Here is a 23,226-nt window from a genome sequence, read left to right as displayed (position 1 = left end):
CAGAACAGCGTCAGAGCAGAAATTCACCGGTCAGCGTCGTCACGCAGCGGCCCGTCAGCTCGATCTGGTCGCCATCGAGGCGGCATCCGACATGGCCCCCGCGCGCACTTGCCTGAAAGGCCGCGAAAGATGCGCGGTCCAGCCGGTCGGCCCAATAGGGAGTGAGGATGCAATGCGCCGATCCCGTCACCGGATCCTCGTCAACCCCCGCGCCGGGCACAAACACGCGGCTGACGACATCGGCGCCGGACGCGTCGCCGTCACCCGGCGCCGTCGCGATCAGCGCGATGTCGCCCAGCTTGCGAAGCGCGGCAAGATCGGGGCTCAACGCCCGCACCGCCGCTGCATCGGCATAGACGATCAGCGCATAGCCCCCGTCATGCCACAGCGTTTCGACAATATCGCCGCCCATCGCCCTGGCGATCTTGGGAAGCGGCTTCGCGCTCGCGCCATAGGCGGGCAGCATCATGGCATATTCGTCGGCGCCCTCGGTCTCCAGACGTTTGACGCGCAGCAGCCCCGCCTTGCGGGTGCGAAAGACCATTTCGCTGCGCCAGGGCGCGGCCGACAGCAGGGCATGGCCGCTGGCGAGCGTTGCATGACCGCATAGCGCCACCTCCACCGTCGGGGTGAACCAGCGCAGCTCATAATCGGCCTCGTCGCTTTCGTCGGGAACGAGGAAGGCGGTTTCGGACAGATTATTCTCCGCCGCCATGGCTTGCAGCATATCGTCGCCCAGCCATTCGTCGAGCGGCATCACCGCTGCCGGATTGCCGGCAAAGGCGCGATCGGCAAAGGCATCGACCCGGGTGAGGGGGAAACGGCGCCAGCTCATGGATATAGCATCCCCTCTCTCCAGCCGTCCTCCACACGGGTGAACAGCCTGCGTTCGTGCAGACGATGCGCGCGGTCCTGCCAAAACTCAAGGGCCTCCGGCGTCACGCGCCAGCCCGACCAGCGCGGCGGGCGCGGCACATCCTGTCCCTCGAAGCGTTTCTGCATTTCGGCAAAGCGCGCTTCAAAGGTCGCGCGGCTGTCGAGCGGGCGCGACTGGTCGCTTGCCCAGGCGCCCAATTGGCTGTCGCGGCTGCGCGTTGCGAAATAGGCGTCGGCGGTGGCATCATCGACCGGGGCGACCGGCCCTTCGATCCGTATCTGCCGGCGCAGCGATTTCCAGTGGAACAGCAGCGCGACATGCGGGTTTTCTGCAAGCTCGCCGCCCTTGCGGCTGTCGAGATTGGTGTAAAAGACAAAGCCGTCCGGCCCATGACCCTTGAGCAGCACCATGCGGAGCGAGGGACGCCCCGCTGGCGTGGTCGTCGCCAGCGCCATGGCATTGGGGTCATTGGGTTCGCTCGCCTGCGCTTCGGCAAACCAGCTGTCGAACAGGGCGAAGGGGTCGGTGCTTGTCATGGCGGCCATCCATAATCGCGCCCGCGCGCGCGGTCGAGCAAAAGCCTTGGTCTTGCTGAAACTTGACCGCACCCGCCGCGATGCCCACATGGCGGGCTTCATTCGGCCCTTACGGCCAGGGCTTTATCAAGCTACAGGAAGATTATGGCAGATCCCTATTCCACCTTGGGCGTAGCAAAAAATGCGAACGAGTCGGAGATCAAGTCCGCCTATCGCAAGCTGGCGAAAGAGCTGCATCCCGACCGGAACAAGGATAATCCGCGCGCGGCAGAGCGGTTTTCGGACGTGACCAAGGCCTATGACCTTCTGTCCGACAAGACAAAGCGCGCGCAGTTCGACCGGGGCGAGATCGACGCCGACGGCAATCCCGCCATGCCCTATGGCTATGGCGGCGCGGGCGGCGGTTTTCGCGGCGCGCGCGGGCATCCGGGCGGCGGTTTCGGCGGCGAAGGCGCCGATTTCAGCGACATTTTCGAAGGATTATTCTCCCGCGGCGGCGGAGCGGCTGGTGCAGCGGGCGGTCCCTTTGGCGGTTTTGGCGGACGGCAGGCCCCACCCAAGGGCGCAAATGTCGCCTATCGTCTGGCGGTGTCCTTCATCGACGCCGCGACACAGGCGCCGCAGCGCATCACCCTTGCCGATGGCAGCACCATTGATCTCAAGCTTCCTGCCGGGGTCGAAACGGGGACGCAGATGCGGCTCGCGGGCAAGGGGCAGCCAGGGCCAGGCGGCCATGGCGACGGCATTGTGACGATCACGGTCAAGGACCATCCCTTTTTCACCCGCGACGGCGCCCATATCCGCCTCGACCTGCCGATCACGTTGGGCGAGGCGGTGAAGGGCGCAAAGGTGAAGGTGCCGACCGTCGATGGCGCGGTGATGCTTTCGGTTCCCGCCGGTTCGACGTCGGGCAAGGTGATGCGCCTGAAGGGCAAGGGGTTCAGCCAAAAGAATGGCGGACGCGGCGACCAGCTCGTCCGGTTGATGGTCGATATTCCCGCCGACGATCCCGGCCTCGCCCGGTTGATTGATGGCTGGACCGACGAGCGCGCCGTACGGGCCGATCTGGGCGTGTGATGCGTGGCTGACCGCCATCAAAAAGAAGCCGTCAAGGCGCTGAAGCGCGAAGTTGATGACGAGGTCGGCCGGCAATATCTGGCAGAGGGCCATTCGCCTCATTCTCCCGAAGCGCGCGCCGATCACGCGCATCGCCTGCATCTGAAGGCCGATGCCCAGGGCCTGATCGAACGCGGGCGGGAGCGTCTTGGCCCCGGAACCCGCGCCTTTCAGGTCGTACGGCGAGTGGTGGTTGGCACCTATACCGACGGTTTCATCCATGCGGGTAATCTCGCCTATCTGGCGCTGATCTCGCTTTTTCCTTTCTTCATCCTGCTTGCCGCCGCGCTCAGCCTGTTCGGCGGCAGCGAAGCGGGCGAGGCGGCGATTGAAACGGTGTTTTCGCTGATGCCGCCGACGGTGGTGCGCGTCCTGTCCGGCCCGGTGCGCGAGGTAATGCACGCCCGCACCGGCATGTTCCTCTGGCTGGGCGCGCTCGTGGCGCTCTGGACAGTGGGCAGCCTCGTTGAAACCATCCGGGATATTTTGCGCCGCGCTTATGGCACGCATTTTTCCAGGGGCTTTTTCCATTATCGGCTGATGTCGATCGGCATCATAACCGGGGCGGTGGTGTTGATGCTGCTTTCCTTCAGCATGCAGGTGTTGATTTCGGGGGTCGAGCAATTTGTCACCCGCTTTCTGCCCGAACAATATCAGGCATTCGGGGTCGTTGCCATTTCGCGCGGCGTATCTGGCTTGGGGCTGTTCGCGGCCATTTATATGCTGTTTTACAGCCTCACCCCGTCCAAATATCGGCGCCTGAAATGCCCGAAATGGCCCGGCGCCTTGTTCACCACCTGCTGGTGGATCGGGGTTACGCTCGCGCTGCCGCCGCTGCTCGCCAGCCTGCTGCGCTATGACGCGACCTATGGCAGCCTGGCCGGGGTCATGGTCGCGCTTTTCTTTTTCTACCTCGTCGGATTGGGTATGGTGATGGGGGCGGAGCTGAATGCCGCGCTCGTCGAGGTTGAGGATTTGGACCATGACGCTATTGGGCGCGTGGATGATATTTTGGTCGATAGCGCCGCCGGGACCGGCAGCGGTAACGACATGACCGGAGAAGTGAAATGACGGGTCTGATGAAGGGCAAGCGCGGGTTGATCATGGGCCTCGCCAATGACAAGTCGCTTGCCTGGGGCATTGCCAAGGCGCTCAACGCCGCGGGCGCCGAGCTGGCGATCAGCTATCAGGGCGATGTGATGCTGAAGCGGGTGAAGCCGCTGGCCGACGAATTGGGCTGTGATTTCCTGATCGACTGCGACGTCAGCGACATGACCAATCTCGACCACGCCTTTGCGACGCTGGCCGATCGCTGGCCGACGATTGATTTCGTCGTTCACGCCATCGGCTATACGAACAAGGAAGCGCTGCGGGGCAAATATGCCGATGTCGGCCTCGACGATTTTCTGATGACGATGAACATCAGCGTCTACAGCTTCACCGCCGTCGCCGCGCGCGCTGCTGCGTTGATGCCCGATGGCGGATCGCTCCTCACGCTCAGCTATTATGGCGCGGAAAAGGTGATCCCCCATTATAACGTCATGGGCGTCGCCAAATCGGCGCTGGAAACCAGCGTCAAATACCTCGCCAATGACTATGGGCCGCAGGGCGTGCGCGTGAACGCCATTTCAGCGGGGCCGATCAAGACGCTCGCCGCCTCGGGCATCGGCGATTTCCGCCTGATCCTGAAATGGAATGAATTTAACGCGCCGCTGCGCCGCAATGTCACCATCGACGATGTGGGCGGCTCGGCGCTGTATCTGCTCAGCGATCTTGCCTCGGGCGTGACCGGCGAAACCCATCATGTCGATGCCGGTTACCACACGATCGGCATGAAGCAGGAAGATGCCCCGGACATCGCGCTTGCATGACGCTGTGCGCATCCGGCCTGCCACGGCAGAGGATGCGGAGGCGATCCACAGACTGATCAGCGCGGCATTCGCCGCGAGCGAGCATGGGTATCAGGGGGAGGCGGACCTTCCCGCCATGCTCGCCGCCGATGGGGATATCCTGCTGTCGCTCGTCGCCGAGCGCGACGCTGCCAGGGCCGGGCATATCCTGTTCAGCCGCATGACGGTCGAAGCCGATGGCGCGCCCTTGACGGCGGCTGGCCTCGCGCCGGTTTCGGTCACCCCCGATGTGCAGGGGCAGGGGATTGGCAGTGCGCTGATCCGCGCTGGACTGGACGAATTGCGGGCGCAGGGTATCGCTATCAGCTTCGTGCTTGGCGACCCGGCTTATTATATGCGGTTCGGTTATTCACCCGTCCTCGCCGCGCGCTTCGCTTCACCTTTTTCCGGGGCCTGTTTCATGGCGATGATGCTGGACTCGCACGCCGAATGGCCGCAAGGCGGGCAGGCGGATTATGCACCGGCCTTCGGCCGCTTGGGATAGGGGACCATGAGCTTTAACAGTTTCGGACGGGTGCTTCGTTTCACGACCTGGGGGGAAAGCCATGGCCCCGCGCTGGGCGCTGTCGTCGATGGCTGTCCGCCGCGCCTTGCCTTGTCCGAAGCCGATATTCAGCCCTTTCTCGACAAGCGTCGCCCCGGCCAGTCGCGCCACACCACCCAGCGGCGCGAGCCCGATCAGGTGCGCATATTGTCGGGCGTATTCGAAGGGAAGACGACGGGCACGCCGATCAGCCTGATGATCGAAAATGTCGATCAGCGTTCCAAGGATTATGGCGATATTGCCAAGGCCTATCGGCCCGGCCATGCCGATTATGCCTATGACGCCAAATATGGCCATCGCGACTATCGCGGCGGCGGGCGGTCGAGCGCGCGCGAGACGGCGGCGCGCGTCGCTGCCGGGGGCATAGCGCGGCTGGTCATTCCCGAAGTGCAGATCCATGCGTGGGTCGCCGAAATCGGCGGCGATGCGATAGACCCCGCCAACTTTGACCTTGAAGAGATTGATCGCAATCCCTTTTTCTGCCCCGACCCCGCCGCGGCCCAGCGCTGGGAAGGGCTGATGGACGATGCGCGCAAGGCGGGCAGTTCCTTGGGCGCGGTCATCGAATGCGCGGCGAGCGGCGTTCCCGCGGGCTGGGGCGCGCCCCTTTACGCCAAGCTCGACGCCGATCTCGCTTCGGCGATGATGGGCATTAATGCGGTCAAGGGCGTCGAGATCGGTGCGGGCTTTGACGCGGCGCGTCTGCGCGGGGAGGAAAATGCCGACCCGATGCGCCCCGCCACCGATGGCAGCAACCGCCCCGATTTCCTGTCGAACAATGCGGGCGGCATCGCAGGCGGCATTTCAACCGGCCAGCCGGTCGTCGTGCGCGTCGCCTTCAAACCGACCAGTTCGATCCTGACCCCTGTACCGACGATCAATCAGGCCGGAGAGGCGACCGATATTGTGACCAAGGGTCGGCACGATCCCTGCGTCGGCATTCGCGGCGCGCCGGTGGTCGAAGCGATGATGGCGCTGGTCCTTGCCGACCATAAATTGCTCCATAGAGCGCAGTGCGGCTAGGCCCGGCATGATCGCGGGGGCTCAGGACTTCATTCAGCAGCATCAGGCGGTGATCGGCCTGGTGGTGCTGGGCGTCATGTTCGTCGGCTTTGTCATGGAGCGGTTCCCCGCCACGGTGGTGGCGATCCTGGGGACCTGCACCTTCCTTTTCCTGGGCATATTGTCGGGACGCGATTTCTTCTCGGTCTTTTCCAATTCGGCACCGGTGACGATCGGTGCGATGTTCATCCTGTCGGGCGCCTTGCTGCGCACCGGGACACTCGACGCCATCGCCAGCCGGATTATCGAACGCGCCAAGCAAAGGCCGCGCCTTGCGCTCGCGGAGATGTTCTTCGGCGTCTATGTGGCCTCGGCCTTTCTCAACAACACCCCCGTGGTGGTTGTGATGATCCCGATCATGCTGAAACTCGCCTCTGCGTTGGGAATCAGTGCAAAGCGGCTGCTCATCCCGCTCTCCTATGTCTGTATCCTCGGCGGCACGACGACGCTGATCGGGACATCGACCAACTTGCTTGTCGCTGCGGTGGCCGAAGACAGCGGGCTCGATCGCTTCGGTATTTTCACCATAACCCCTGTCGGTCTTGTCGCCGGGGTGGCGGGCATTTTTGCGCTTCTGTTCATTGCGCGTCGTTTCCTTCCCGACGATTCCCCCTCGCAAATCGCTCTCAGCCAGGATCACCGCGCTTTTCTGTCGGAAGTGCGGATATTGGAAGGGGGCAATCTGGTCGGCCGCAGAATCGGTGATGTGCCTTTTGCCAAGCGCGCCAATGTTCAACTGGTCGGGCTGAAGCGCGGCGTGACCTTGCGGCGCACCGGCGTGGCGGAGGAACGGCTGGAGGCGAATGACCGTCTTGTCCTGCGGTTGGAACTGGCAGAGCTTTTGTCGCTGCGCGCGAACAAGAATGTCGAAATCGGCCTGACCGTCGGCGATAATGAGATTGATCAGGAAGAAGAAGCGATTGTCGAGGCGATGATCGCGCCCAGCCATCCCGCCATCGGACGGCGGCTCATCGAAATTCCCTTTTTATCGACCCTTCGCGTCCGTATCCTCGGCATCGCACGCTTTCGCAAGACGCCGGGCCCCGATCTGCCCAATGCTCGTGTGCAGGCGATCGACCGGGTGCTGGTGACCGGCCCGGCAAACCAGATTGAGCAAATGTATGGCAACCCCCATCTTTATGGGGTGGGAACGACCAGCGGGCGCGAGTTTCGTCGCAGCAAGGCACCCATTGCCATCGGCGCGCTGCTGGGCGTCATCCTGCTCGCGACGTTCAACATCATGGATATCGGCGTTGCCGCCATTATCGGTGTCGGGCTGATCCTCGTCACCCGCTGCATCGATGCGGACGAGGCATGGGATTCGATCGACGGCAATGTGCTGGTGCTGATTTTCGCCATGCTCGCGGTCGGGCTGGCGCTCGAAAATTCGGGCAGTGTCGCGCTGATCGTTACCAAGGTGACGCCGTTTCTGCACGATGTGCCGCCGTGGGGACTGGTGCTTGCGACTTATGTCATTTCGGTGCTGCTCACCGAAATCGTCACCAATAATGCCGTGGCCATCCTGGTGACACCGCTCGCCATTGCCGTGGCGCGCGATCTGGGCGTCGATCCCTATCCGTTAGTGGTTGCGGTGATGTTCGCCGCCTCGGCCAGTTTTGCGACCCCCATCGGCTATCAAACCAATACTTTGGTTTATGCGGCGGGCAATTATCGCTTTGTCGATTTTCTGCGCGCCGGCATTCCGATGACGATTTGCGTCGGGGCGATCACCTGCGTTGCCATCACCCTCCTGATATAGCGGTGCTTGCCGCCGACGAAGCACAGCTTTAGGGCGATTGAGAGAGAATCGCGCCGCGGGCGGGATCGGGGGAAGGAAATTTATGGGCTGGTGGTTTCGTATTCCACTGTGGCAGCGGGTGATCGCTGCGCTGATCCTGGGAATTTTGGCCGGCTTCCTTTGGGGGCCAGAGGCTGCCAGCATCAAATGGATCGGTGACTTCTTCATCAAGGCGGTGAAGATGCTCGTCGTGCCCTTGATCTTTTTCTCGCTCGTGGCGGGAGTCGCGGCGATTGGCGATCTGCGAAAATTGGGGAAGGTCGGCGGCCGGGCCATGCTGATCTTTGTCATCACCGGCCAGATGGCGGTGTGGCTGGGCCTGTTCCTGGGCAGCATCTTCAAACCCGGATCGCTGATCGACCCTGATCAGATCAGCATGGGCGCGGTGCCCGAACCCAAAACGCAAAGCTGGACCGACATGATCCTCTCGATCGTGCCCGAAAGCCCGGTGCAGGTGATGGCCGACGTCAATGTCCTGCCGCTGATCGTTTTTGCCCTGCTGATTGGCATCGGCATTTTGATGGCCAAGGAAGAGGGCGATCCGGTCGCGCGGATTTTCGACAGCGGCGCGGTTATCATGCAGAAGGTGACGATGGTGGTGATGGAACTCACCCCCTTTGGCGTCTTTGCACTGATGGCGTGGGTTGCCGGAACCCTGGGGATGGACGCGCTTCAGGCGCTCGGCTCGCTCGTTTTCCTCAACTATCTCGGCTGTATCCTGATCATCGCGATTATTTACAGCCTGATGATCCGTTTCCTCGCGAAAGTGCCGGTTCTCGGCTTTTATCGCGGCATGGTGGACGCCATGGCGGTCAGCTATTCGACCGCTTCGTCCAACGCAACGCTGCCAGTAACGCTGCGCTGCGCCCAGCGTAATCTGGGTGTCTCCAAAAGCGTGTCCAGCTTTGTCGTTTCGCTGGGGGCGACGATCAATATGAACGGCACCGCCATGTATCTGGGGCTTGCCACCCTGTTTGGCGCGCAGGCGTTCGGCGTCACCCTTAGCTGGGCCGATTATGTCATGATCTCTATCACCGCGACGCTGGGCGCCATTGGCGCGGCGGGGATTCCCGGTGCGGGGCTGATCATGATGGCGCTGGTCTTTGGCAGCGTCGGCGTACCGCTGGAAACCATCGCACTGGTCGCCGGTGTGGACCGGATCATGGACATGATGCGCACCACCACCAATGTCACCGGCGACGCCGCGGTCGCAGTGACCGTGGCATCGATGACGGGCGAGTTGAACGTCGAGGAACTTGAGTCTGCCGACGATGTGTAACGGCGGACGTCGAACTTACTGATCGCTCATCCGCTCGCCCCGCAAATTGCGGGGATTGCGGGAGACCGCTGGACGTGGAGCGGGTTCAGGCCGCACTATCGGGTCCGGGCGCTGTGGACGCGTCACGACGGGCTGACTGGGCCGTTCGGGCCTTGTCCCAGACGGACGCTCAGGCCGCGACGGCCGGGCGCCGTCCGGTCTGCCCGGGCGTTCGGGCCGCGCGCCGTCGGGTCGGGTCGGGCGATCGGGCCGCGCGCCGTCGGGTCGGGTCGGGCGATCGGGACGGGTAACGCCCGGACGGCCAGGGCGAGGAGGGCGCTCGGCCCCCGAATCAGGGCGGCCTGGACGTTCTGTCCCCGGCCGATCCCGGTCGGGCCTGTCACGATCCGGTCTGTCACGGCCGGGGCGATCCCGATCAGGGCGGTCTCGCCCAGGCCGATTGCCGTGATAACCGTCGCGGTCGCGCCAATGGCCGGGGCGGTCATAGCGGTCGCGATGCCGCCACCAGGCGCGGCGTCCCCCCCAATAATTCAGATATTGGCCGCGCAGCGGATAGCGCTGGCGATAGCGGTCGAACATCCACATGCCATAGCCGGGATAATAATAATCATCATACCAGCCGCCGCCAAAGCCGATCTGCACGAAGCCCCCGCTGTAATCCTGCGGATCATAGCAGCCATAGCCATAGCCGTCGTCATAGGCATAAGGGTCATAGTCATAATAGCCGTTCGAGCAGGCGCCCGACGACGCATAGCTCGCGCCATAGACATCGCCATAATAGCATCCGCCCAAAGCGGTGGAGGCGAGGGTGCCGAGCGCGACGGGCATCAGCTTCTTGAAAGACATGTTCTTGAAGGTCATGGGCGTGGCCGATTCCTTGGGGCGCGACGGATATTCGGCGCCATCTTGTCATAAAATTGCACGAGGCGAGTTGAATTTGCGGTGAATGGAATCGAGCGCCTCGATTCAGCATACTTGCACATATGTCAGTAACGCGATAGGCTCGCCGTAATTTGATGCTTTCAAAGGATTTGCCGCAATGAATGCCCCTGCCAGAATTCACTGGGCTGAACAGCGTTTCGGCCCCGAAACCACGCATTGGCTGCCGCGCAACCCCGAAAGCGCGCTCGATCATATTCCGGGCGAGGACGGGCTGCCGATTGTCGGCAACACGCTGGAGCAGCTTCGCAACTATCCCGAATTTACCCGGCGCATGGTCGCCAAATATGGCCGCGTCTATCGCAACAACAGCTTTGGCGGGCGCAATGTCGCGCTGCATGGGCCAGAGGCAAACGAGCTGGTCATGTTCGACCGGGAGAAGATCTTTTCGTCCGAGCAGGGCTGGGGCCCGGTGCTCAACCTCTTGTTTCCGCGCGGGCTGATGCTGATGGATTTTGACAAGCATCGCGCCGACCGCAAAATCCTGTCGGTCGCCTTCAAGCCCGAACCGATGCGCCATTATGCCGAGGCGCTGAACGAAGGTATCGCGCAGCGCGTCGCCGAATGGAGCGGCAAGACGTTCAAATTTTATCCGGCGATCAAGGAGCTTACCCTCGATCTGGCCGCGACCAGCTTTCTGGGCATTCCGCTCGGGCCAGAGGCGGACAAGGTGAACAAGGCCTTTGTCGATATGGTGCAGGCCTCAATCGGTGTGGTGCGCGTTCCCATGCCCTTCACCGCGATGCGGCGCGGGGTGAAGGGGCGCGCCTATCTGGTCGAATATTTCAGCGCCATGGTGCCCGAACGGCGCGAAGGCGCGGGCGAGGATATTTTCAGCCAGATCTGCCGCGCGCGCGACGAGGAAGGCCGCTTTCTGTCGGTCGATGCCATTGTTGATCATATGAATTTCCTGATGATGGCGGCGCATGACACCATCACCAGCTCGATCACCACGCTCGTCTGGCAACTCGGCCAGCATCCCGAATGGCAGGACCGGCTGCGCGAGGAAATGCTCGCCGTTGCGCCCGCAGGCGAAGGCGTGGGGCATAACAGCCTGGGTGAGCTTGAAATGACCGAATGGGCATTCAAGGAGGCGCTGCGCCTTGTGCCCCCGGTTCCCAGCTTTCCGCGCCGCGCGCTCAAGGATTTCGAATTCGGCGGCTATCGCATCCCCGCGGGCACGTCGGTCGGGGTCAGCCCCGCCTTCACCCATATGATGGAGGAACATTGGCCGCAGCCCGAGAAATTCGATCCCATGCGCTTCTCCCCCGAGGTTGCGCGCGGGCGGCACAAATATGCCTGGGTGCCCTTTGGCGGCGGCGCGCATATGTGCCTGGGGCTGCATTTCGCCTATATGCAGGCGAAAATCTTCTTCCATCATGTGGTGACGACGCACCGCATTGTCGTGGAGGATGGCTATGCGCCCGAATGGCAGATTTTGCCTATCCCCCGGCCCAGGGACGGGTTGAAGGTCCGGTTCGAGCCGCTCTGAGCTTGTCTCGCGCCCCATCCGCCCCCAATATGGGGCTGTGCGCTCCTTCCGCTCTTATCTGACGGCCTTCATCCTGCTGATATTGGGGGCTTTCGCGGTCATTCGCGGGATCGAATGGCTGCGCGCGCATCCGCAGCATAATATGTTCGCGCCCTTCAACCTTGCCGATCCGCAAGGCTGGGCGACCAGTGATAAGCTGCAATATCTGGTCGGCGATGACGCCGCCTGTTTCGCCGCCTTTGACCGGGCAGAGGCGGGCTATGAACGGCTTCCGCCCGTGGGGGAGGGGCCGTGCCGCGCGAAGCAGCGCATGACGCTGACCGGCAATGCGCTGGTCCCCAGCCTTGCCCCTGCTGGCGCTGGCCCCGGCTGTGCGGTGACCGCCGGGCTGGCGCTGTGGACGCGCGATGCGGTGCAGCCGCTCGCCCGCCAATATTTTGGGCAAAAGGTGGTGCGGATGGAAAATATGGGCAGCTATAATTGCCGCCCCATCGCCGGGCGTGATGTGCTCAGCGAACATTCGACCGCCAATGCTATCGACATTTCAGCCTTCATCCTTGCCGACGGCACACGCATATCCTTGCTGCGCGACTGGTCGGATGCGGGCGCCAAGGGGCAATTTCTGCGTCGCGTGCGCGACGGCGCCTGCACCCTGTTCAGCACGACCCTGTCGCCCGACTATAATCAGGCCCATGCCGATCATTTCCACCTCGACATGGCGGAGAGAAGCGGCGGCTGGACGGTGTGCCGCTAGGGTCCTGACCCTCGGGATGAGCAGCGTCAGAGCTTTTTGGAATAAAGGATGATGCGATTGGCTTCTTCAAAGCCATGAGCATCATGCCATTTCTGGCTACCCTCGTTGGAAAGTTCGACGTCGGAGCCGATCCACTCATGACCCTCGGCGCGCGCGCGGGTTTCAATCGCCGTCAGCAGCGCCGCCGCGCCGCCGCTACGGCGATGCTCTTCGGCAACCCATATGCCCTCCAAATGGGGATAGGGCGGGACGTCGCAACCGTCGAACATCGAACGCAGCCGAACTTCGGCAAAGCCGATCGGTCGCTGGTCGCCATCGACCAGAATGAAATTCCACAGTTCCGTGTCCGCCAGCATGGCGGGAAGTTCGCCAGCAAGCTCGCCCGGTTCCGCATCGGGCCACAGCCGCGCGCGCATTGCGGCCCAGGCCGCCATATCCTCTGTCGCGGCGGGACGCGCCTGCATCGTCAGACGGTAAAGCTCTCGCCGCAGCCGCAGGCACCCTTGGCATTGGGGTTGTTGAAGACAAAGCCGGCGGCAAAGTCATCCTCGACCCAGTCCATCGTGCTGCCGATCAGGTAGAGGACCGACGCGCCATCGATGTAGAAAAGACCGCCGGGCGTCTCGATCTTTTCGTCGAACTTCGCTTCCTCGGTCACATAATCGACCGAATAGGCAAGGCCCGAACAGCCGCGGCGCGGGGTCGACAGCTTGACACCGATCGCGCCTTCCGGGGCGGCGGCCATCAGTTTCGCGATGCGCGCTTCGGCATTGGGCGTCAGCGTGACGGCGGCGGGGCGGGGCCGGTTCACTCAATATAGGGATGGTTCGGCCCCAGGCCCACCCCTAGCCCCTCCCGCAAGCGGGAGGGGGATTTATAGCATCCCCAATTCCAGCCGGGCCTCGTCGCTCATATTTTCGGGCGACCAGGGCGGGTCCCAGACAAGGTTCACTTCGGCATCGCCGACCCCCGGCACCGCGCCGACGCGCAATTCAACCTCGGCGGGCATGGATTCGGCGACGGGGCAGTGCGGGGTCGTCAGCGTCATGGTGACGAGCACATGGCCTTCGTCGACCTCGACATTATAGATAAGGCCAAGGTCATAGATGTTCACCGGAATTTCCGGGTCATAAATATCCTTCAGCGCCGCGATCACCGCTTCATACAGGTCGCCGCCAACGCTGTGCGGGTCGGCGGGCGCGGGCTTGGCGGCCAGAAAACCTTCCAGATAATCGCGCTTGCGTTCCAGCTTCTCGGGGGCACTCTCGGCATCGCCGACGCGCGCCTTGGGCGGCGCCTCGACGCTCGTCACTTCTTCCACCTTGATCGCCCGTTCCTCGTTCATCCGAAAATCCTTTCGACGCGCGACAGCCCTTCGCTCAGGGCCGCGACATCGTCGTCGCTGCTGTATACGCCAAAGCTCGCGCGCGCGGTCGCCGGAACGCCCAGATGCTCCATCAGCGGCTGCGCGCAATGATGCCCCGCGCGGATCGCGACCCCGCTTTCGTCCAAGATAGTGCCGATGTCGTGCGGATGAACCCCCGCCATCGAGAAGCTGACGATTCCCGCGCTGTTTTCAGGGCCATATAGGGTGATGCTGTTGCGCCGTGCGAGCTGTTCGCGCAGGCTGGCGACGAGCGCGCATTCGTGCGCGTGGATCGCCTCGATCCCGATGGCATCGACATAATCGACCGCGGCGGCGAGGCCCAGCGCCTCGACAATTGCCGGCGTTCCTGCCTCGAAGCGGGTGGGGGCGGGGGCATAGGTGGTTCGGTCGAACGTCACCCGGTCGATCATCGACCCGCCGCCCTGCCACGGCGGCAGCGCATCGAGCTTGTCGCTCCACAGCACGCCGATGCCTGTGGGGCCATAAAGCTTGTGCCCCGAAAACACATAATAGTCACAGCCGAGCGCCGTCATATCGACCGGCAGGCGCGGCACCGCCTGACATCCGTCGATCAACAGTTCGGCGCCGACGCGGTGCGCAAGTTCGGCTGCGCGCGCGACGTCGAGCGGGCTGCCGAGCACGTTCGAGACATGGGCGAAAGCGACCATGTTGTGATCGGGGGTGAGGATTTTCTCGGCGGCGTCGAGGTCGATGCAGCCATCTTCGGTCAGCGGGCAGACATCGACCTGCCACCCCGCAAGCTGCCACGGCACGATATTGCTGTGATGCTCCAGCATCGACAGCAGCACGCGGCCTTTCCTGGGGTGCGAATAGGCGACCAGGTTGATCGCCTCGGTCGCGCCGCGCACAAAGGCGATCTCGTCCTCCTTGGCGCCGACAAAGGCCGCGATCCGCCGCCGCGCCGCCTCATAGGCAAGCGTCATGTCGGCCGAGCGCGCATAGACGCCGCGATGCACCGTCGCATAATCGCGCCCCATCGCGTTCGCCATGGCGTCGATCACCGCCTGCGGCTTCTGCGCCGTTGCGGCGGTGTCGAGATAATGCCAGCCGGGGGTGAGACCGGGGAACTGGTCTCTAATCCCGTTCGTGTCGAGCGAAGTCGAGACACGCTGATGTCGTGCGCTATCGATGGGCATCTCGACTTCGCTCGATGCGGACGGGGAGGGGAGGTTGCTCACACCAATTCCCCCAGCTTTGCCAGCGCAAGCGCCTGCAATCGCTCTTCGTCCTCGGCGCCGTCGAACACACCTGCAACAAAAGCCTGCAACATCAGCTTCTTTGCCTCGCCCGGCGGCAGGCCGCGCGACTGGAGATAGTAAAGCGCCATGGCATCAAGTTCGCCGATCGCGCAGCCGTGCGCGCACTTCACATCATCGGCGAAAATTTCGAGTTCGGGCTTGGCGTTGGCGGTCGCGCTGCGGTTCAGCAGCATCGCCTTCACATCCTGCTCGCTGTCGGTCGCTTGCGCGTCGCGTGCGACGGCGACCTTGCCGAGATAGGTGCCGGTTGCCGTCCCGCCGAGCACCGAACGCACCACCTGCCGCGACGTCGCGCCGGGTTCGGCGTGGGTGACGGTGGTGACGATCTCCAGATTCTGCTCGCCCCCGCCGATCTGCGCCGCGCCAAGCGTGAAGTCGGCGCCTTCGTGGAGGGTGACATTCAGTTCGAGGCGACCATAGGCGCCGCCGATGTTGAGCACATGCAGCGCCGCGCGCGCGCCCTTGCCGACGCTCATCTCGATCTGATGGATTGTGCCAGCATCCTGAACAATGGCGCGGCGGTAATCGCCGCCTGCGGGCACGATAATGCTCTCGGGCGCGGGCAGCGGCCAGGCGGCGGCGACCGCGTCGATGTCGCTATAGCGCCACGCTTCGTCGCGCCGGGTGGGGAGGGTATTGGTCATCAAATCACGATCTCCCCCACTTCGTCACCCCGGACTTGATCCGGGGTCCACGCGGTCATGGATGCCGGATCAAGTCCGGCATGACGAACGAAGGAAAAATGGGCGCTCATCACGCCGCAATCTCCGCATAGCCATGTTCTTCCAGCTCGCGCGCCAGTTCGGGCCCGCCCGATTTGACGATACGCCCGCCTGCCAGAACATGGACGAAATCGGGCTGCACATAGTCGAGCAGACGCTGGTAATGGGTGATCAGCAGCACCGCCTTGTCGGGCGCGCGCATGATGCTGTTAATGCCGTCGCCGACGGTGCGCAGCGCGTCGATGTCTAGCCCTGAATCCGTTTCGTCGAGAATCGCGAGGCGCGGGTCGAGAATGCCCATCTGCACCATCTCGTTGCGCTTCTTCTCGCCGCCCGAAAAGCCGACGTTCACGGGGCGCTTGAGCATGTCCATGTCCATCTTGAGCAGCGCCGCCTTTTCGCGCGCCAGCTTCAGGAAATCGCCGCCCGACAGCGGCTCCTGCCCGCGCGCCTTGCGCTGGGCGTTCAGGCTCTCGCGCAGGAACTGGACGTTCGACACGCCGGGGATTTCGACGGGATATTGGAAGCCGAGGAACAGCCCGGCAGCGGCTCGCTCGTGCGGGTCGAGCGCGAGGAGGTCGACTGTCTCACCCGCGTCACCGCGCGCACCCACTTCGTCACCCCGGACTTGATCCGGGGTCCCTTCCGGCGCCGTCGCAGTGGATGCCGGATCAAGTCCGGCATGACGAGGTGCGGTAAAGCTCACCGAACCCTCGGTCACTTCATAGCCGGGGCGACCGCCGAGGACGTAGGAGAGCGTCGACTTGCCCGCGCCATTCGGCCCCATGATCGCATGGATTTCGCCCGCATTGATGGCGAGCGACAGGCCTTTCAGGATCGGCTTGTCGGCGATGGTGGCGTGGAGGTTTTCAATTTTTAGCATTTAGCTTTTCCTGGAAGGCATTTTCATCGGCCACGAACCACAAGGCGCGGCGCTGATTGGTTTCACGAACAAAGTCGCGCAAGGCATTGCTTTGCGTCTTTTCCTTTTCGACATCGCCTAAGATCGCGAGGCCGATATTATACTGCTGGAATTTCTGCGCGACGGTGCCGAGTAGGCCGGTCGGCAGGTAGAAAAAATCGGGGGACAAGCGTTCCCGCGGAACGACGAGCCATGCGGCTCCTTTTTCCCATGCCACCGCAATGAAATCATTGACGTCATCTTCGCGCGCCAAAATGGGGCCATCGTCATCCATAAGGTGATAGGTTGATGACGCGGTCACCCGACACTCCCCTCTAAACTAATCCCCAGCAATTTCTGCGCTTCCACCGCAAATTCCATCGGCAGCTGCTGCAACACTTCCTTGGCGAAGCCGTTGACGATCAGCGCCACCGCTTCCTCGGCATCGAGCCCGCGTTGCATGGCATAGAAAAGCTGGTCGTCGCTGATCTTGCTCGTCGTTGCTTCATGTTCGACGGTTGCGCTGGGGTTGCGGACTTCGATGTAGGGCACGGTGTGCGCGCCGCAGCGGTCGCCCAAAAGCAAGCTGTCGCACTGGGTGAAATTGCGCACGCCCTCGGCATTCGGCGCGACGCGGACAATCCCGCGATAGGTGTTGTTCGATTTGCCCGCGCTGATCCCTTTCGACACGATTGTCGAGCGGGTGCGCTTGCCATTGTGGATCATCTTGGTGCCGGTGTCGGCCTGCTGATAATTGTTCGTCACCGCGACCGAATAGAATTCGCCGACGCTGTCGTCGCCGTTCAGCACGCAGCTTGGGTATTTCCAGGTGATCGCGCTGCCGGTTTCGACCTGCGTCCACGACACCTTGGATCGCGCGCCCTGGCACAGCGCGCGCTTGGTCACGAAATTATAGATGCCGCCAAGGCCCTCGGCATTGCCGGGATACCAGTTTTGCACGGTCGAATATTTGATCTCGGCATCGTCGAGCGCAACCAGTTCGACCACTGCGGCGTGGAGCTGGTTTTCGTCGCGCATCGGCGCGGTGCAGCCTTCGAGGTAGGAGACATAAGCGCCCTTGTCGGCGACGATCAGCGTGCGCTCGAACTGTCCGGTATTCTCCGCATTGATGCGGAAATAGGTCGAAAGCTCCATCGGACAGCGCACGCCCTCGGGCACATAGACAAAGGTGCCGTCCGAAAAGACCGCGCAGTTCAAGGTCGCAAAATAATTGTCGTGCATCGGCACGACCTTGCCGAGCCATTTTTTCACCAGCTCGGGATATTCGCGGATCGCTTCGCTGATCGACAGGAAGATGACGCCCGCGCGCTTGAGTTCCTCGCGGAAGGTCGTCGCGACGCTGACGCTGTCGAACACTGCATCGACCGCGACTTTGCGCGCGCCCTCGACGCCGGCGAGCACCTTTTGCTCCTCGATGGGAATGCCGAGCTTTTCATAGACCCGCAGGATTTCGGGATCGACCTCGTCCAGGCTCGACAGCTTCGGCTTCGCCTTGGGCGCCGCGTAATAATAGGCATCTTGATAGTCGATCGGCGGCACATTCAGCTTCGCCCAGTCGGGCGGGGTCATCGTCTGCCAGTGACGAAAGGCTTTCAACCGCCAATCGAGCATCCATTCGGGTTCATTCTTCTTGGCCGAGATAAAGCGCACCGTATCTTCGGTCAGCCCCTTGGGCGCAAAGTCGGTTTCGATGTCGGCGGACCAGCCATGCTCATATTCGGCGACGCGCGCGGCGGCGTCATGCGCGGCCTGGTCCTTGACGCCAATATCCTTGGTCGGGGTTTCGGGTGTATTGGTCATATCTCTAGCTCGTCGCCCCCGCGAAGGCGGGGGGCGTTGTCGGTTTGTTGGGCGGCGGCAGGGCCATGCCTCCAGCGGTCGTGTCGGGAGGCACGTGACTCCCGGCACCCTTCGCGGGGACGACGGAGAGTGAGGCCAGACTTATCCCGGCGAGCGCATCGCGCACCGCACCGTTCACGACGCCCCAATGCGGCTGCACCTTGCAACTGGCCTCCAGCGCGCAATCATGGCGCCCTTCGTCGACGCAGCTTGTCAGCGCAATCGGTCCTTCGACCGCTTCGATGATGTCGGCGATATTGATCGTCGCGGCGGGCCGGGCGAGGCGTACGCCGCCGCCGCTGCCGCGCGATGCGACCAGCAGGCCCGCGCGCGCCAGATTGCTCACCAGCTTTTGCGCCGTGGGGGCGGGAATGCCCGTCTGCTCGGCCAACATGCCCGCGCTCAGCGGCACCGCGCCGCATTGACGCGCGGCGGCACTCATCAGCACGACAGCATAATCGGCAAGGTTGGACAGGCGCATATTTTCTCATCACCCGAAAATTGCGAGCGATTCTTAACTGGAGTAAATTACTCCACTTATATAGGCAGGGGGTAAGGGCGGCGCAACCCGTCGATCCACGCCGGCCAAAAAAAGGCACCCGCCTGGTCGAAACCGGACGGGTGCCAAGATGAAGGTCTCAATCTCGTCAGAGAGGATGAGCTCTTCTGGGTCGCAGCGCCGGATTATGCTGCAGCGCACCCAATGGATTGTATGGAAACGCCAAAATGGAATCGGCGATGAATATTTTCGGGCAAGGTCGGCGGTTTCTGTGCCGCGCTGGCTCAGGTTTCCGACACGATCGGGCTGACCAGCCCTGCAAGCTGCTTTCGTCCGCGCGATGTCGCCTCCGTATAGAGCGATGGGCGGCTAAGCTGCCCCGGAGTCGCGCCGGCAAAATGCTTGACTTCGCGGATCAGGTGCGACTGGTCGTAAAAGCCGTCACCCAGCGTTGCATCGTCCAGCGTTTCGCCCCGCGCCAGCGCGGCGGCGGCACGAACGGCGCGATATTTGCGCGCCAGCATGCGGGGCGACAGGCCGTAAAAATGTTTGGTCATGCGCTCGACCGATCGGATCGACATGCCCGTCGCGGCGACAAGGTCGGGCACCTGCGGCGAGGGAGACGCCGTCAGCCATTCATCCACGGTGCGAATGAACCACATCGGCGATGCCTCGTCGCGCCGCACCACCTCGCGCACGAAATTATTGCCGATGACCAGCTTTTCCTCGGCGCTTTGCGCGGCCTGCAATTCACTCGCCACCTCATTGATCCAAGGGCCGAAAATATCGGCGGCGTCGATGGCGCGGTCGGTCAGTTTTTCGGCATGATCGCCCATCAATGCGGCCCAGCCTGCCGGCAACATGCCAAAACCAAAAAGACGGGTCGGCTGGTTGCAGATGGCAAGCACGCGGCTGCTGGTCGGACCGATGATATTGGCGCTGCACGCCGGGGCGCGGTGGCCGTCGGCAAAGACATAGGCGCCGTCCGCCACTTCCATGAAACGGAATTGGGGACGGTCGGCGCGCTCATATTCCTCAAAGCGCGGCATATCGATCCGCGCGATGTAAAAGCTCGACACCAGTTCGGACAGGTCGGGATCGGGCGGGTAATAGTTGAGTTCAAACGGCGATTGACCGTCCCCATCCCCCGATGAGATGAGAATTTCCGACATGACGTAGCGACCCCTGAACAGCTTTATTGCTGTCTTGTTCGGGGGGCATCGTTTGCATTTTCCCGGTAGGCGTCAAGCGTCAATTGACGCTGCCGCCCCCCTTCGCGATCCACTGATCCACCCGCCGTTCCAGTATATCCAACGGAACCGGGCCGGATTTCAGCACCACATCATGAAAATCACCAAATTGGAAGTTTTCGCCGAGCGCGGCCTGCGCCCGTCCGCGAAGCTCCATGATCTTCAGCTTTCCGATCAGATAGGCGGTCGCCTGACCAGGATAGACGATATAGCGCTCGATCGCCTTTTCAATGTCGCCATCGGGGTTGGGCGTATTGTCCTTCAGATATTGGATTGCCTGTTCACGGCTCCACTTTTTCGAATGGATGCCGGTATCGACCACCAGGCGGCACGCGCGCCACAACTCCATGCCCAGCCGGCCGAAATCGCTATAGGGATCGGTGTAAAACCCCATATCCTTGGCCAGTTCCTCGGTATAAAGGCCCCAGCCCTCGGTATAGGCGGTAAAGCCGCCAAAGCGGCGGAAGGGCGGCAGGCCGGTCAGCTCGGTCTGCACCGCGCGCTGCAAATGGTGTCCCGGTACGCCTTCATGATAGGCGAGCGCTTCCAGCTCGGTCTTCGACATGTCGCGCAGATCATAGAGGTTCACATAATAGGTGCCGGGGCGCGACCCGTCGGGCGAGGGCGATTGGTAAAAGGCTTTCCCAGCGGATTTCTCGCGGAAGGCTTCGACCGGCTTCACCACCAGCGGCGCCTTGGGCAGGGTGTTGAAGAAAGCGGGCAGGCGCGCTTCCATCGCTTTCACATGTTCGTCGACTTCGGCCAGATAGGCTTCGCGGCTGGTGTGGAAATATTGCGGGCTGGTGCGCAGATGAACGAAAAATTCCTGCAAGCTGCCCTTGAAGCCGACCTTGTCCTTGATCTTGCGCATCTCGCCATGAATGCGCGCGACCTCGGCCAGACCCAGCGCGTGAATATCCTCGGCGCTCATGTCGGTGGTCGTGTAATTGGCGAGCAGCGCGGCATAATAGGCTTCGCCACCCGGCATGCGCCACACGCCATCCTCGGTCGGGGCAATTTTATGCTGGCGCTCCATTTCGGCGAGCAGCCGCTGATAGGCGGGCGCGGCGCTTTCGTTCCATGCGGCGCGGGCGGCGGCCTTCATCGCGGCCTTGTCGGCGTCGGCGATGCTCAGCTTGCCGACCTTGGCATCGAAATCGGCGACCACGGCATTGTCGCTGCCCAGCAGGTTGCGAATGTCCGAAATTACATGGGGGTAAACCCATTTGGGGGGCGCCATGCCCTTGGCGGCGCGGTCGCGCGATTGCGCCGACAGCGTATCGAGCAAAGGCCCCAGTCCGCGGATCCGTTCGATATAGGCCGCGGCCTCCGCGGGGTTCGACACGCGGTGAATATTGATCAGAAAGGCCGGAAGCTTGCTTTGCGCCCCGTTCATCTGATCAAAAATATAGCGATGGTCGCGAAAGGGAAAAAGCTGTTCGCCGCGCTGCGCCTGGGCGTCGAACAATTCATAGGAAAGCGCGTCGTTCGCCGACAGGCGCGCTGGATCGAAACTGGCGCGCATCGCCGCGGCGCTGGCTTGCTGCAACTTGTGACGGGCCACAGCGGCCTCATCGCTTTCGTCGGTCCAGCGGCCATAATCCGCGTCGCGAATGCCGCGATAGGCCTTGCTTTCGGGGCTTAGCGACAATTGCGCCTCATCATAATTATCGAAAAACTGACCCAGATCGGCGCCCGCGACGGGCGGGACCGGGGCACCAGTCGCGGCGGCCGGCGGCTGGGATCCGGTTGCGGCACAACCGGCAAGGGCCAAGGCCATCAGGCTGGCGGATAATTTGGCGGCAAGCGACAGATGCGACACGAACGTCTCCCCTAATTTCTTTGGTAACCAGTTGCGCGGGGCTTGCCATAGCGCGTGTTGCCGCGCAATGGCGCGGGGCATGTCGCTTGTCGCATCTCTTGCCGATGGCGCTTATGCGCTCGTCCGCCCGCTCGTCCATGCCGCCGATGGAGAGGCGGCGCATAATGCCACGCTTGCCGCGCTTCAGGCGCTGCCGCGCGCGCGAAAGGCGCTGACCAGCCCGATGCTGCGAACCGAAGTGGCGGGGCTTTGCTTTCCCAACCCTGTCGGCGTCGCGCCGGGTTTCGACAAGGATGCGCGCGCCGCGCATGTCCTGCCGCATTTCGGTTTCGGCTTTGTCGAAGTGGGAACGCTCACCCCCTTGCCGCAGGCGGGCAATCCGCGCCCGCGCCTTTTCCGGCTGGTCGAGGACAAGGCGGTGATCAACCGCATGGGCTTCAACAATGGCGGGCAGCAGGCCGCCGCCGCGCGCCTTCGCCGCTTGCGCCAGTCGCCGCTCGCCGTCCCGCTTGGCATCAATATCGGCGCGAACAAGGACAGCGCCGACCGCATTGCCGATTATGCCAGGGGCGCCGCCGCCATGGCGCCGCTCGCCGATTATCTGACGGTGAATATCAGCTCGCCCAACACGCCGGGCTTGCGCGCGCTGCAGGACAAGGGCGCGCTCGAAGCCTTGCTCGATGGCGTGACCGCGGCGCAGCAGGATAGCGCCCGCCCCGTGTTCCTGAAGGTCGCGCCCGACCTCGAACCCGCCGACATTGACGATATCGTCGGCGTGGCGATGGACAAGGGGCTGGCGGCGATCATCATCTCCAACACCACCATCGAACGCCCCGCGCTCGCCTCGCGCTACGCGGGCGAAGCGGGCGGCCTGTCGGGCGCGCCGCTCACCGGCCTCGCGCTCCAGCGCCTGCGCGATTTCCGCGCCGCGAGCGGCGGACGCATCGCGCTGGTCGCCGCTGGCGGCATCGGCTCGGCCGATCAGGCTTGGGATCGCATCTGCGCCGGTGCCAGCCTCGTCCAGCTTTATTCGGCGATGATCTATGAAGGGCCGGGACTTGCCGCGCGCATCGCCCGCGGGCTGGAGGAACGCGCGCGGCGCGAAGGCTTTGCCCATATCGCCGACGCCGTGGGCAGCGCCGCGGCCTAGGTCCCGCGTCACGCCCGCTCCAAAAGGGCCGACAAGGCTTGCGCTGGC

The 23,226-nt window shown here is 63.0% G+C and carries 24 protein-coding genes; 10 read left to right on the top strand and 14 right to left on the bottom strand.

The window, feature by feature from the left end; all coding sequences use genetic code 11:
• Positions 1-10: 10 nt before the first annotated feature.
• Both JV18_RS0105925 and pdxH read right to left on the bottom strand, forming a co-directional pair.
• The gene (locus JV18_RS0105925; RefSeq protein ID WP_033073795.1) at positions 11-835 is read right to left on the bottom strand and encodes a PhzF family phenazine biosynthesis protein; all 825 of its coding nucleotides are present in this window, start codon (positions 833-835) and stop codon (positions 11-13) included.
• Entirely contained in the window at positions 832-1,413 is a 582-nt protein-coding gene (gene pdxH, locus JV18_RS0105920; RefSeq protein ID WP_033075005.1) for a pyridoxamine 5'-phosphate oxidase, read from the bottom strand. The genes JV18_RS0105925 and pdxH overlap by 4 nt, the downstream gene beginning before the upstream one ends.
• Before the next feature lie 144 nt (positions 1,414-1,557).
• Here pdxH and JV18_RS0105915 point away from each other — a divergent pair, with 144 nt between their 5' ends.
• The 7 genes from JV18_RS0105915 (at position 1,558) to JV18_RS0105885 (ending at position 9,122) form a co-directional block, all read left to right on the top strand.
• Positions 1,558-2,490 (top strand): DnaJ C-terminal domain-containing protein, encoded by a 933-nt coding sequence (locus JV18_RS0105915; protein WP_033073794.1) that lies wholly within the window; start codon positions 1,558-1,560, stop codon positions 2,488-2,490.
• Between the two features lie 3 nt (positions 2,491-2,493).
• The gene (locus tag JV18_RS0105910; protein ID WP_081944699.1) at positions 2,494-3,600 is read left to right on the top strand and encodes a YihY/virulence factor BrkB family protein; all 1,107 of its coding nucleotides are present in this window, start codon (positions 2,494-2,496) and stop codon (positions 3,598-3,600) included.
• The gene (fabI, locus tag JV18_RS0105905) at positions 3,597-4,400 is read left to right on the top strand and encodes an enoyl-ACP reductase FabI (protein ID WP_033073793.1); all 804 of its coding nucleotides are present in this window, start codon (positions 3,597-3,599) and stop codon (positions 4,398-4,400) included. The genes JV18_RS0105910 and fabI overlap by 4 nt, the downstream gene beginning before the upstream one ends.
• Before the next feature lie 4 nt (positions 4,401-4,404).
• A complete protein-coding gene (locus JV18_RS0105900) occupies positions 4,405-4,923 on the top strand; it encodes a GNAT family N-acetyltransferase (RefSeq protein WP_160174164.1) in 519 nt (172 codons plus the stop codon).
• Positions 4,924-4,929: 6 nt separating this feature from the next.
• Positions 4,930-6,006, top strand: a complete 1,077-nt coding sequence (gene aroC, locus JV18_RS0105895) for a chorismate synthase (RefSeq protein WP_033073791.1) — start codon at positions 4,930-4,932, stop codon at positions 6,004-6,006.
• Between the two features lie 7 nt (positions 6,007-6,013).
• The gene (locus JV18_RS0105890) at positions 6,014-7,804 is read left to right on the top strand and encodes an SLC13 family permease (RefSeq protein ID WP_033073790.1); all 1,791 of its coding nucleotides are present in this window, start codon (positions 6,014-6,016) and stop codon (positions 7,802-7,804) included.
• Positions 7,805-7,886: 82 nt separating this feature from the next.
• Positions 7,887-9,122, top strand: coding sequence for a dicarboxylate/amino acid:cation symporter (locus JV18_RS0105885; protein WP_033073789.1), 1,236 nt, complete (start codon positions 7,887-7,889; stop codon positions 9,120-9,122).
• A gap of 15 nt (positions 9,123-9,137) precedes the next feature.
• On the opposite strand, the gene JV18_RS0105880 is transcribed toward JV18_RS0105885, so the two are convergent.
• Positions 9,138-9,983 (bottom strand): hypothetical protein, encoded by an 846-nt coding sequence (locus JV18_RS0105880; RefSeq protein ID WP_052071765.1) that lies wholly within the window; start codon positions 9,981-9,983, stop codon positions 9,138-9,140.
• A 178-nt stretch (positions 9,984-10,161) separates the two neighbouring features.
• Here JV18_RS0105880 and JV18_RS0105875 point away from each other — a divergent pair, with 178 nt between their 5' ends.
• Both JV18_RS0105875 and JV18_RS0105870 read left to right on the top strand, forming a co-directional pair.
• Positions 10,162-11,553, top strand: a complete 1,392-nt coding sequence (locus JV18_RS0105875) for a cytochrome P450 (RefSeq protein WP_033073788.1) — start codon at positions 10,162-10,164, stop codon at positions 11,551-11,553.
• Positions 11,554-11,590: 37 nt separating this feature from the next.
• A complete protein-coding gene (locus JV18_RS0105870; protein WP_033073787.1) occupies positions 11,591-12,307 on the top strand; it encodes an extensin-like domain-containing protein in 717 nt (238 codons plus the stop codon).
• 26 nt (positions 12,308-12,333) lie between these two features.
• Here JV18_RS0105870 and JV18_RS0105865 read toward each other — a convergent pair whose 3' ends face one another.
• The 11 genes from JV18_RS0105865 to JV18_RS0105815 form a co-directional block, all read right to left on the bottom strand.
• Positions 12,334-12,771, bottom strand: a complete 438-nt coding sequence (locus tag JV18_RS0105865) for a GNAT family N-acetyltransferase (RefSeq protein ID WP_033073786.1) — start codon at positions 12,769-12,771, stop codon at positions 12,334-12,336.
• A gap of 2 nt (positions 12,772-12,773) precedes the next feature.
• Positions 12,774-13,118 carry a HesB/IscA family protein gene (locus tag JV18_RS0105860; protein ID WP_033073785.1) on the bottom strand — a complete coding sequence of 115 codons (345 nt, stop codon included), beginning with the start codon at positions 13,116-13,118 and terminating at the stop codon, positions 12,774-12,776.
• A gap of 63 nt (positions 13,119-13,181) precedes the next feature.
• Complete coding sequence (locus JV18_RS0105855) at positions 13,182-13,652, bottom strand: SUF system Fe-S cluster assembly protein (protein ID WP_033073784.1); 471 nt, start codon at positions 13,650-13,652, stop codon at positions 13,182-13,184.
• The gene (locus JV18_RS0105850; RefSeq protein ID WP_033073783.1) at positions 13,649-14,851 is read right to left on the bottom strand and encodes an aminotransferase class V-fold PLP-dependent enzyme; all 1,203 of its coding nucleotides are present in this window, start codon (positions 14,849-14,851) and stop codon (positions 13,649-13,651) included. Before JV18_RS0105850 ends, JV18_RS0105855 begins: the two co-directional genes overlap by 4 nt.
• Before the next feature lie 38 nt (positions 14,852-14,889).
• Positions 14,890-15,618 (bottom strand): SufD family Fe-S cluster assembly protein, encoded by a 729-nt coding sequence (locus JV18_RS0105845; RefSeq protein WP_033073782.1) that lies wholly within the window; start codon positions 15,616-15,618, stop codon positions 14,890-14,892.
• A gap of 109 nt (positions 15,619-15,727) precedes the next feature.
• Positions 15,728-16,579, bottom strand: coding sequence for a Fe-S cluster assembly ATPase SufC (sufC, locus tag JV18_RS0105840; protein ID WP_033073781.1), 852 nt, complete (start codon positions 16,577-16,579; stop codon positions 15,728-15,730).
• Entirely contained in the window at positions 16,566-16,919 is a 354-nt protein-coding gene (locus tag JV18_RS0105835; RefSeq protein WP_033073780.1) for a DUF4180 domain-containing protein, read from the bottom strand. The genes sufC and JV18_RS0105835 overlap by 14 nt, the downstream gene beginning before the upstream one ends.
• Entirely contained in the window at positions 16,916-18,418 is a 1,503-nt protein-coding gene (sufB, locus tag JV18_RS0105830; protein ID WP_052071764.1) for a Fe-S cluster assembly protein SufB, read from the bottom strand. The genes JV18_RS0105835 and sufB overlap by 4 nt, the downstream gene beginning before the upstream one ends.
• Before the next feature lie 4 nt (positions 18,419-18,422).
• Positions 18,423-18,938 (bottom strand): SUF system Fe-S cluster assembly regulator, encoded by a 516-nt coding sequence (locus JV18_RS0105825; RefSeq protein ID WP_033073779.1) that lies wholly within the window; start codon positions 18,936-18,938, stop codon positions 18,423-18,425.
• A 302-nt stretch (positions 18,939-19,240) separates the two neighbouring features.
• Positions 19,241-20,128: a helix-turn-helix domain-containing protein gene (locus tag JV18_RS0105820; protein WP_033073778.1), complete on the bottom strand. Its 888-nt coding sequence runs from the start codon at positions 20,126-20,128 to the stop codon at positions 19,241-19,243.
• A gap of 79 nt (positions 20,129-20,207) precedes the next feature.
• The gene (locus JV18_RS0105815; protein WP_144243948.1) at positions 20,208-21,986 is read right to left on the bottom strand and encodes a DUF885 domain-containing protein; all 1,779 of its coding nucleotides are present in this window, start codon (positions 21,984-21,986) and stop codon (positions 20,208-20,210) included.
• Positions 21,987-22,107: 121 nt separating this feature from the next.
• On the opposite strand from JV18_RS0105815, the gene JV18_RS0105810 reads away from it, so the two are divergent.
• Positions 22,108-23,178, top strand: coding sequence for a quinone-dependent dihydroorotate dehydrogenase (locus JV18_RS0105810; RefSeq protein ID WP_033075001.1), 1,071 nt, complete (start codon positions 22,108-22,110; stop codon positions 23,176-23,178).
• Positions 23,179-23,226 lie beyond the last annotated feature (48 nt).

The sequence above is a fragment of the Sphingopyxis sp. MWB1 genome, from assembly GCF_000763945.1.
Taxonomy (GTDB): Bacteria; Pseudomonadota; Alphaproteobacteria; order Sphingomonadales; family Sphingomonadaceae; genus Sphingopyxis.
Note: the sequence above shows the minus strand (reverse complement) of the source record. Positions and strands in the feature narration are given on the sequence as shown.

Excerpts from the sequence above, each read along its gene's own strand:
- JV18_RS0105925 (WP_033073795.1), bottom strand. The coding sequence starts at position 835 with ATGAGCTGGCGCCGTTTCCCCCTCACCCGGGTCGATGCCTTTGCCGAT.
- pdxH (WP_033075005.1), bottom strand. The coding sequence starts at position 1,413 with ATGACAAGCACCGACCCCTTCGCCCTGTTCGACAGCTGGTTTGCCGAA.
- JV18_RS0105915 (WP_033073794.1), top strand. The coding sequence starts at position 1,558 with ATGGCAGATCCCTATTCCACCTTGGGCGTAGCAAAAAATGCGAACGAG.
- fabI (WP_033073793.1), top strand. The coding sequence starts at position 3,597 with ATGACGGGTCTGATGAAGGGCAAGCGCGGGTTGATCATGGGCCTCGCC.
- aroC (WP_033073791.1), top strand. The coding sequence starts at position 4,930 with ATGAGCTTTAACAGTTTCGGACGGGTGCTTCGTTTCACGACCTGGGGG.
- JV18_RS0105890 (WP_033073790.1), top strand. The coding sequence starts at position 6,014 with ATGATCGCGGGGGCTCAGGACTTCATTCAGCAGCATCAGGCGGTGATC.
- JV18_RS0105885 (WP_033073789.1), top strand. The coding sequence starts at position 7,887 with ATGGGCTGGTGGTTTCGTATTCCACTGTGGCAGCGGGTGATCGCTGCG.
- JV18_RS0105880 (WP_052071765.1), bottom strand. The coding sequence starts at position 9,983 with ATGACCTTCAAGAACATGTCTTTCAAGAAGCTGATGCCCGTCGCGCTC.
- JV18_RS0105875 (WP_033073788.1), top strand. The coding sequence starts at position 10,162 with ATGAATGCCCCTGCCAGAATTCACTGGGCTGAACAGCGTTTCGGCCCC.
- JV18_RS0105865 (WP_033073786.1), bottom strand. The coding sequence starts at position 12,771 with ATGCAGGCGCGTCCCGCCGCGACAGAGGATATGGCGGCCTGGGCCGCA.
- JV18_RS0105855 (WP_033073784.1), bottom strand. The coding sequence starts at position 13,652 with ATGAACGAGGAACGGGCGATCAAGGTGGAAGAAGTGACGAGCGTCGAG.
- JV18_RS0105850 (WP_033073783.1), bottom strand. The coding sequence starts at position 14,851 with ATGCCCATCGATAGCGCACGACATCAGCGTGTCTCGACTTCGCTCGAC.
- JV18_RS0105845 (WP_033073782.1), bottom strand. The coding sequence starts at position 15,618 with ATGACCAATACCCTCCCCACCCGGCGCGACGAAGCGTGGCGCTATAGC.
- sufC (WP_033073781.1), bottom strand. The coding sequence starts at position 16,579 with ATGCTAAAAATTGAAAACCTCCACGCCACCATCGCCGACAAGCCGATC.
- sufB (WP_052071764.1), bottom strand. The coding sequence starts at position 18,418 with ATGACCAATACACCCGAAACCCCGACCAAGGATATTGGCGTCAAGGAC.
- JV18_RS0105825 (WP_033073779.1), bottom strand. The coding sequence starts at position 18,938 with ATGCGCCTGTCCAACCTTGCCGATTATGCTGTCGTGCTGATGAGTGCC.
- JV18_RS0105820 (WP_033073778.1), bottom strand. The coding sequence starts at position 20,128 with ATGTCGGAAATTCTCATCTCATCGGGGGATGGGGACGGTCAATCGCCG.
- JV18_RS0105815 (WP_144243948.1), bottom strand. The coding sequence starts at position 21,986 with ATGGCCTTGGCCCTTGCCGGTTGTGCCGCAACCGGATCCCAGCCGCCG.
- JV18_RS0105810 (WP_033075001.1), top strand. The coding sequence starts at position 22,108 with ATGTCGCTTGTCGCATCTCTTGCCGATGGCGCTTATGCGCTCGTCCGC.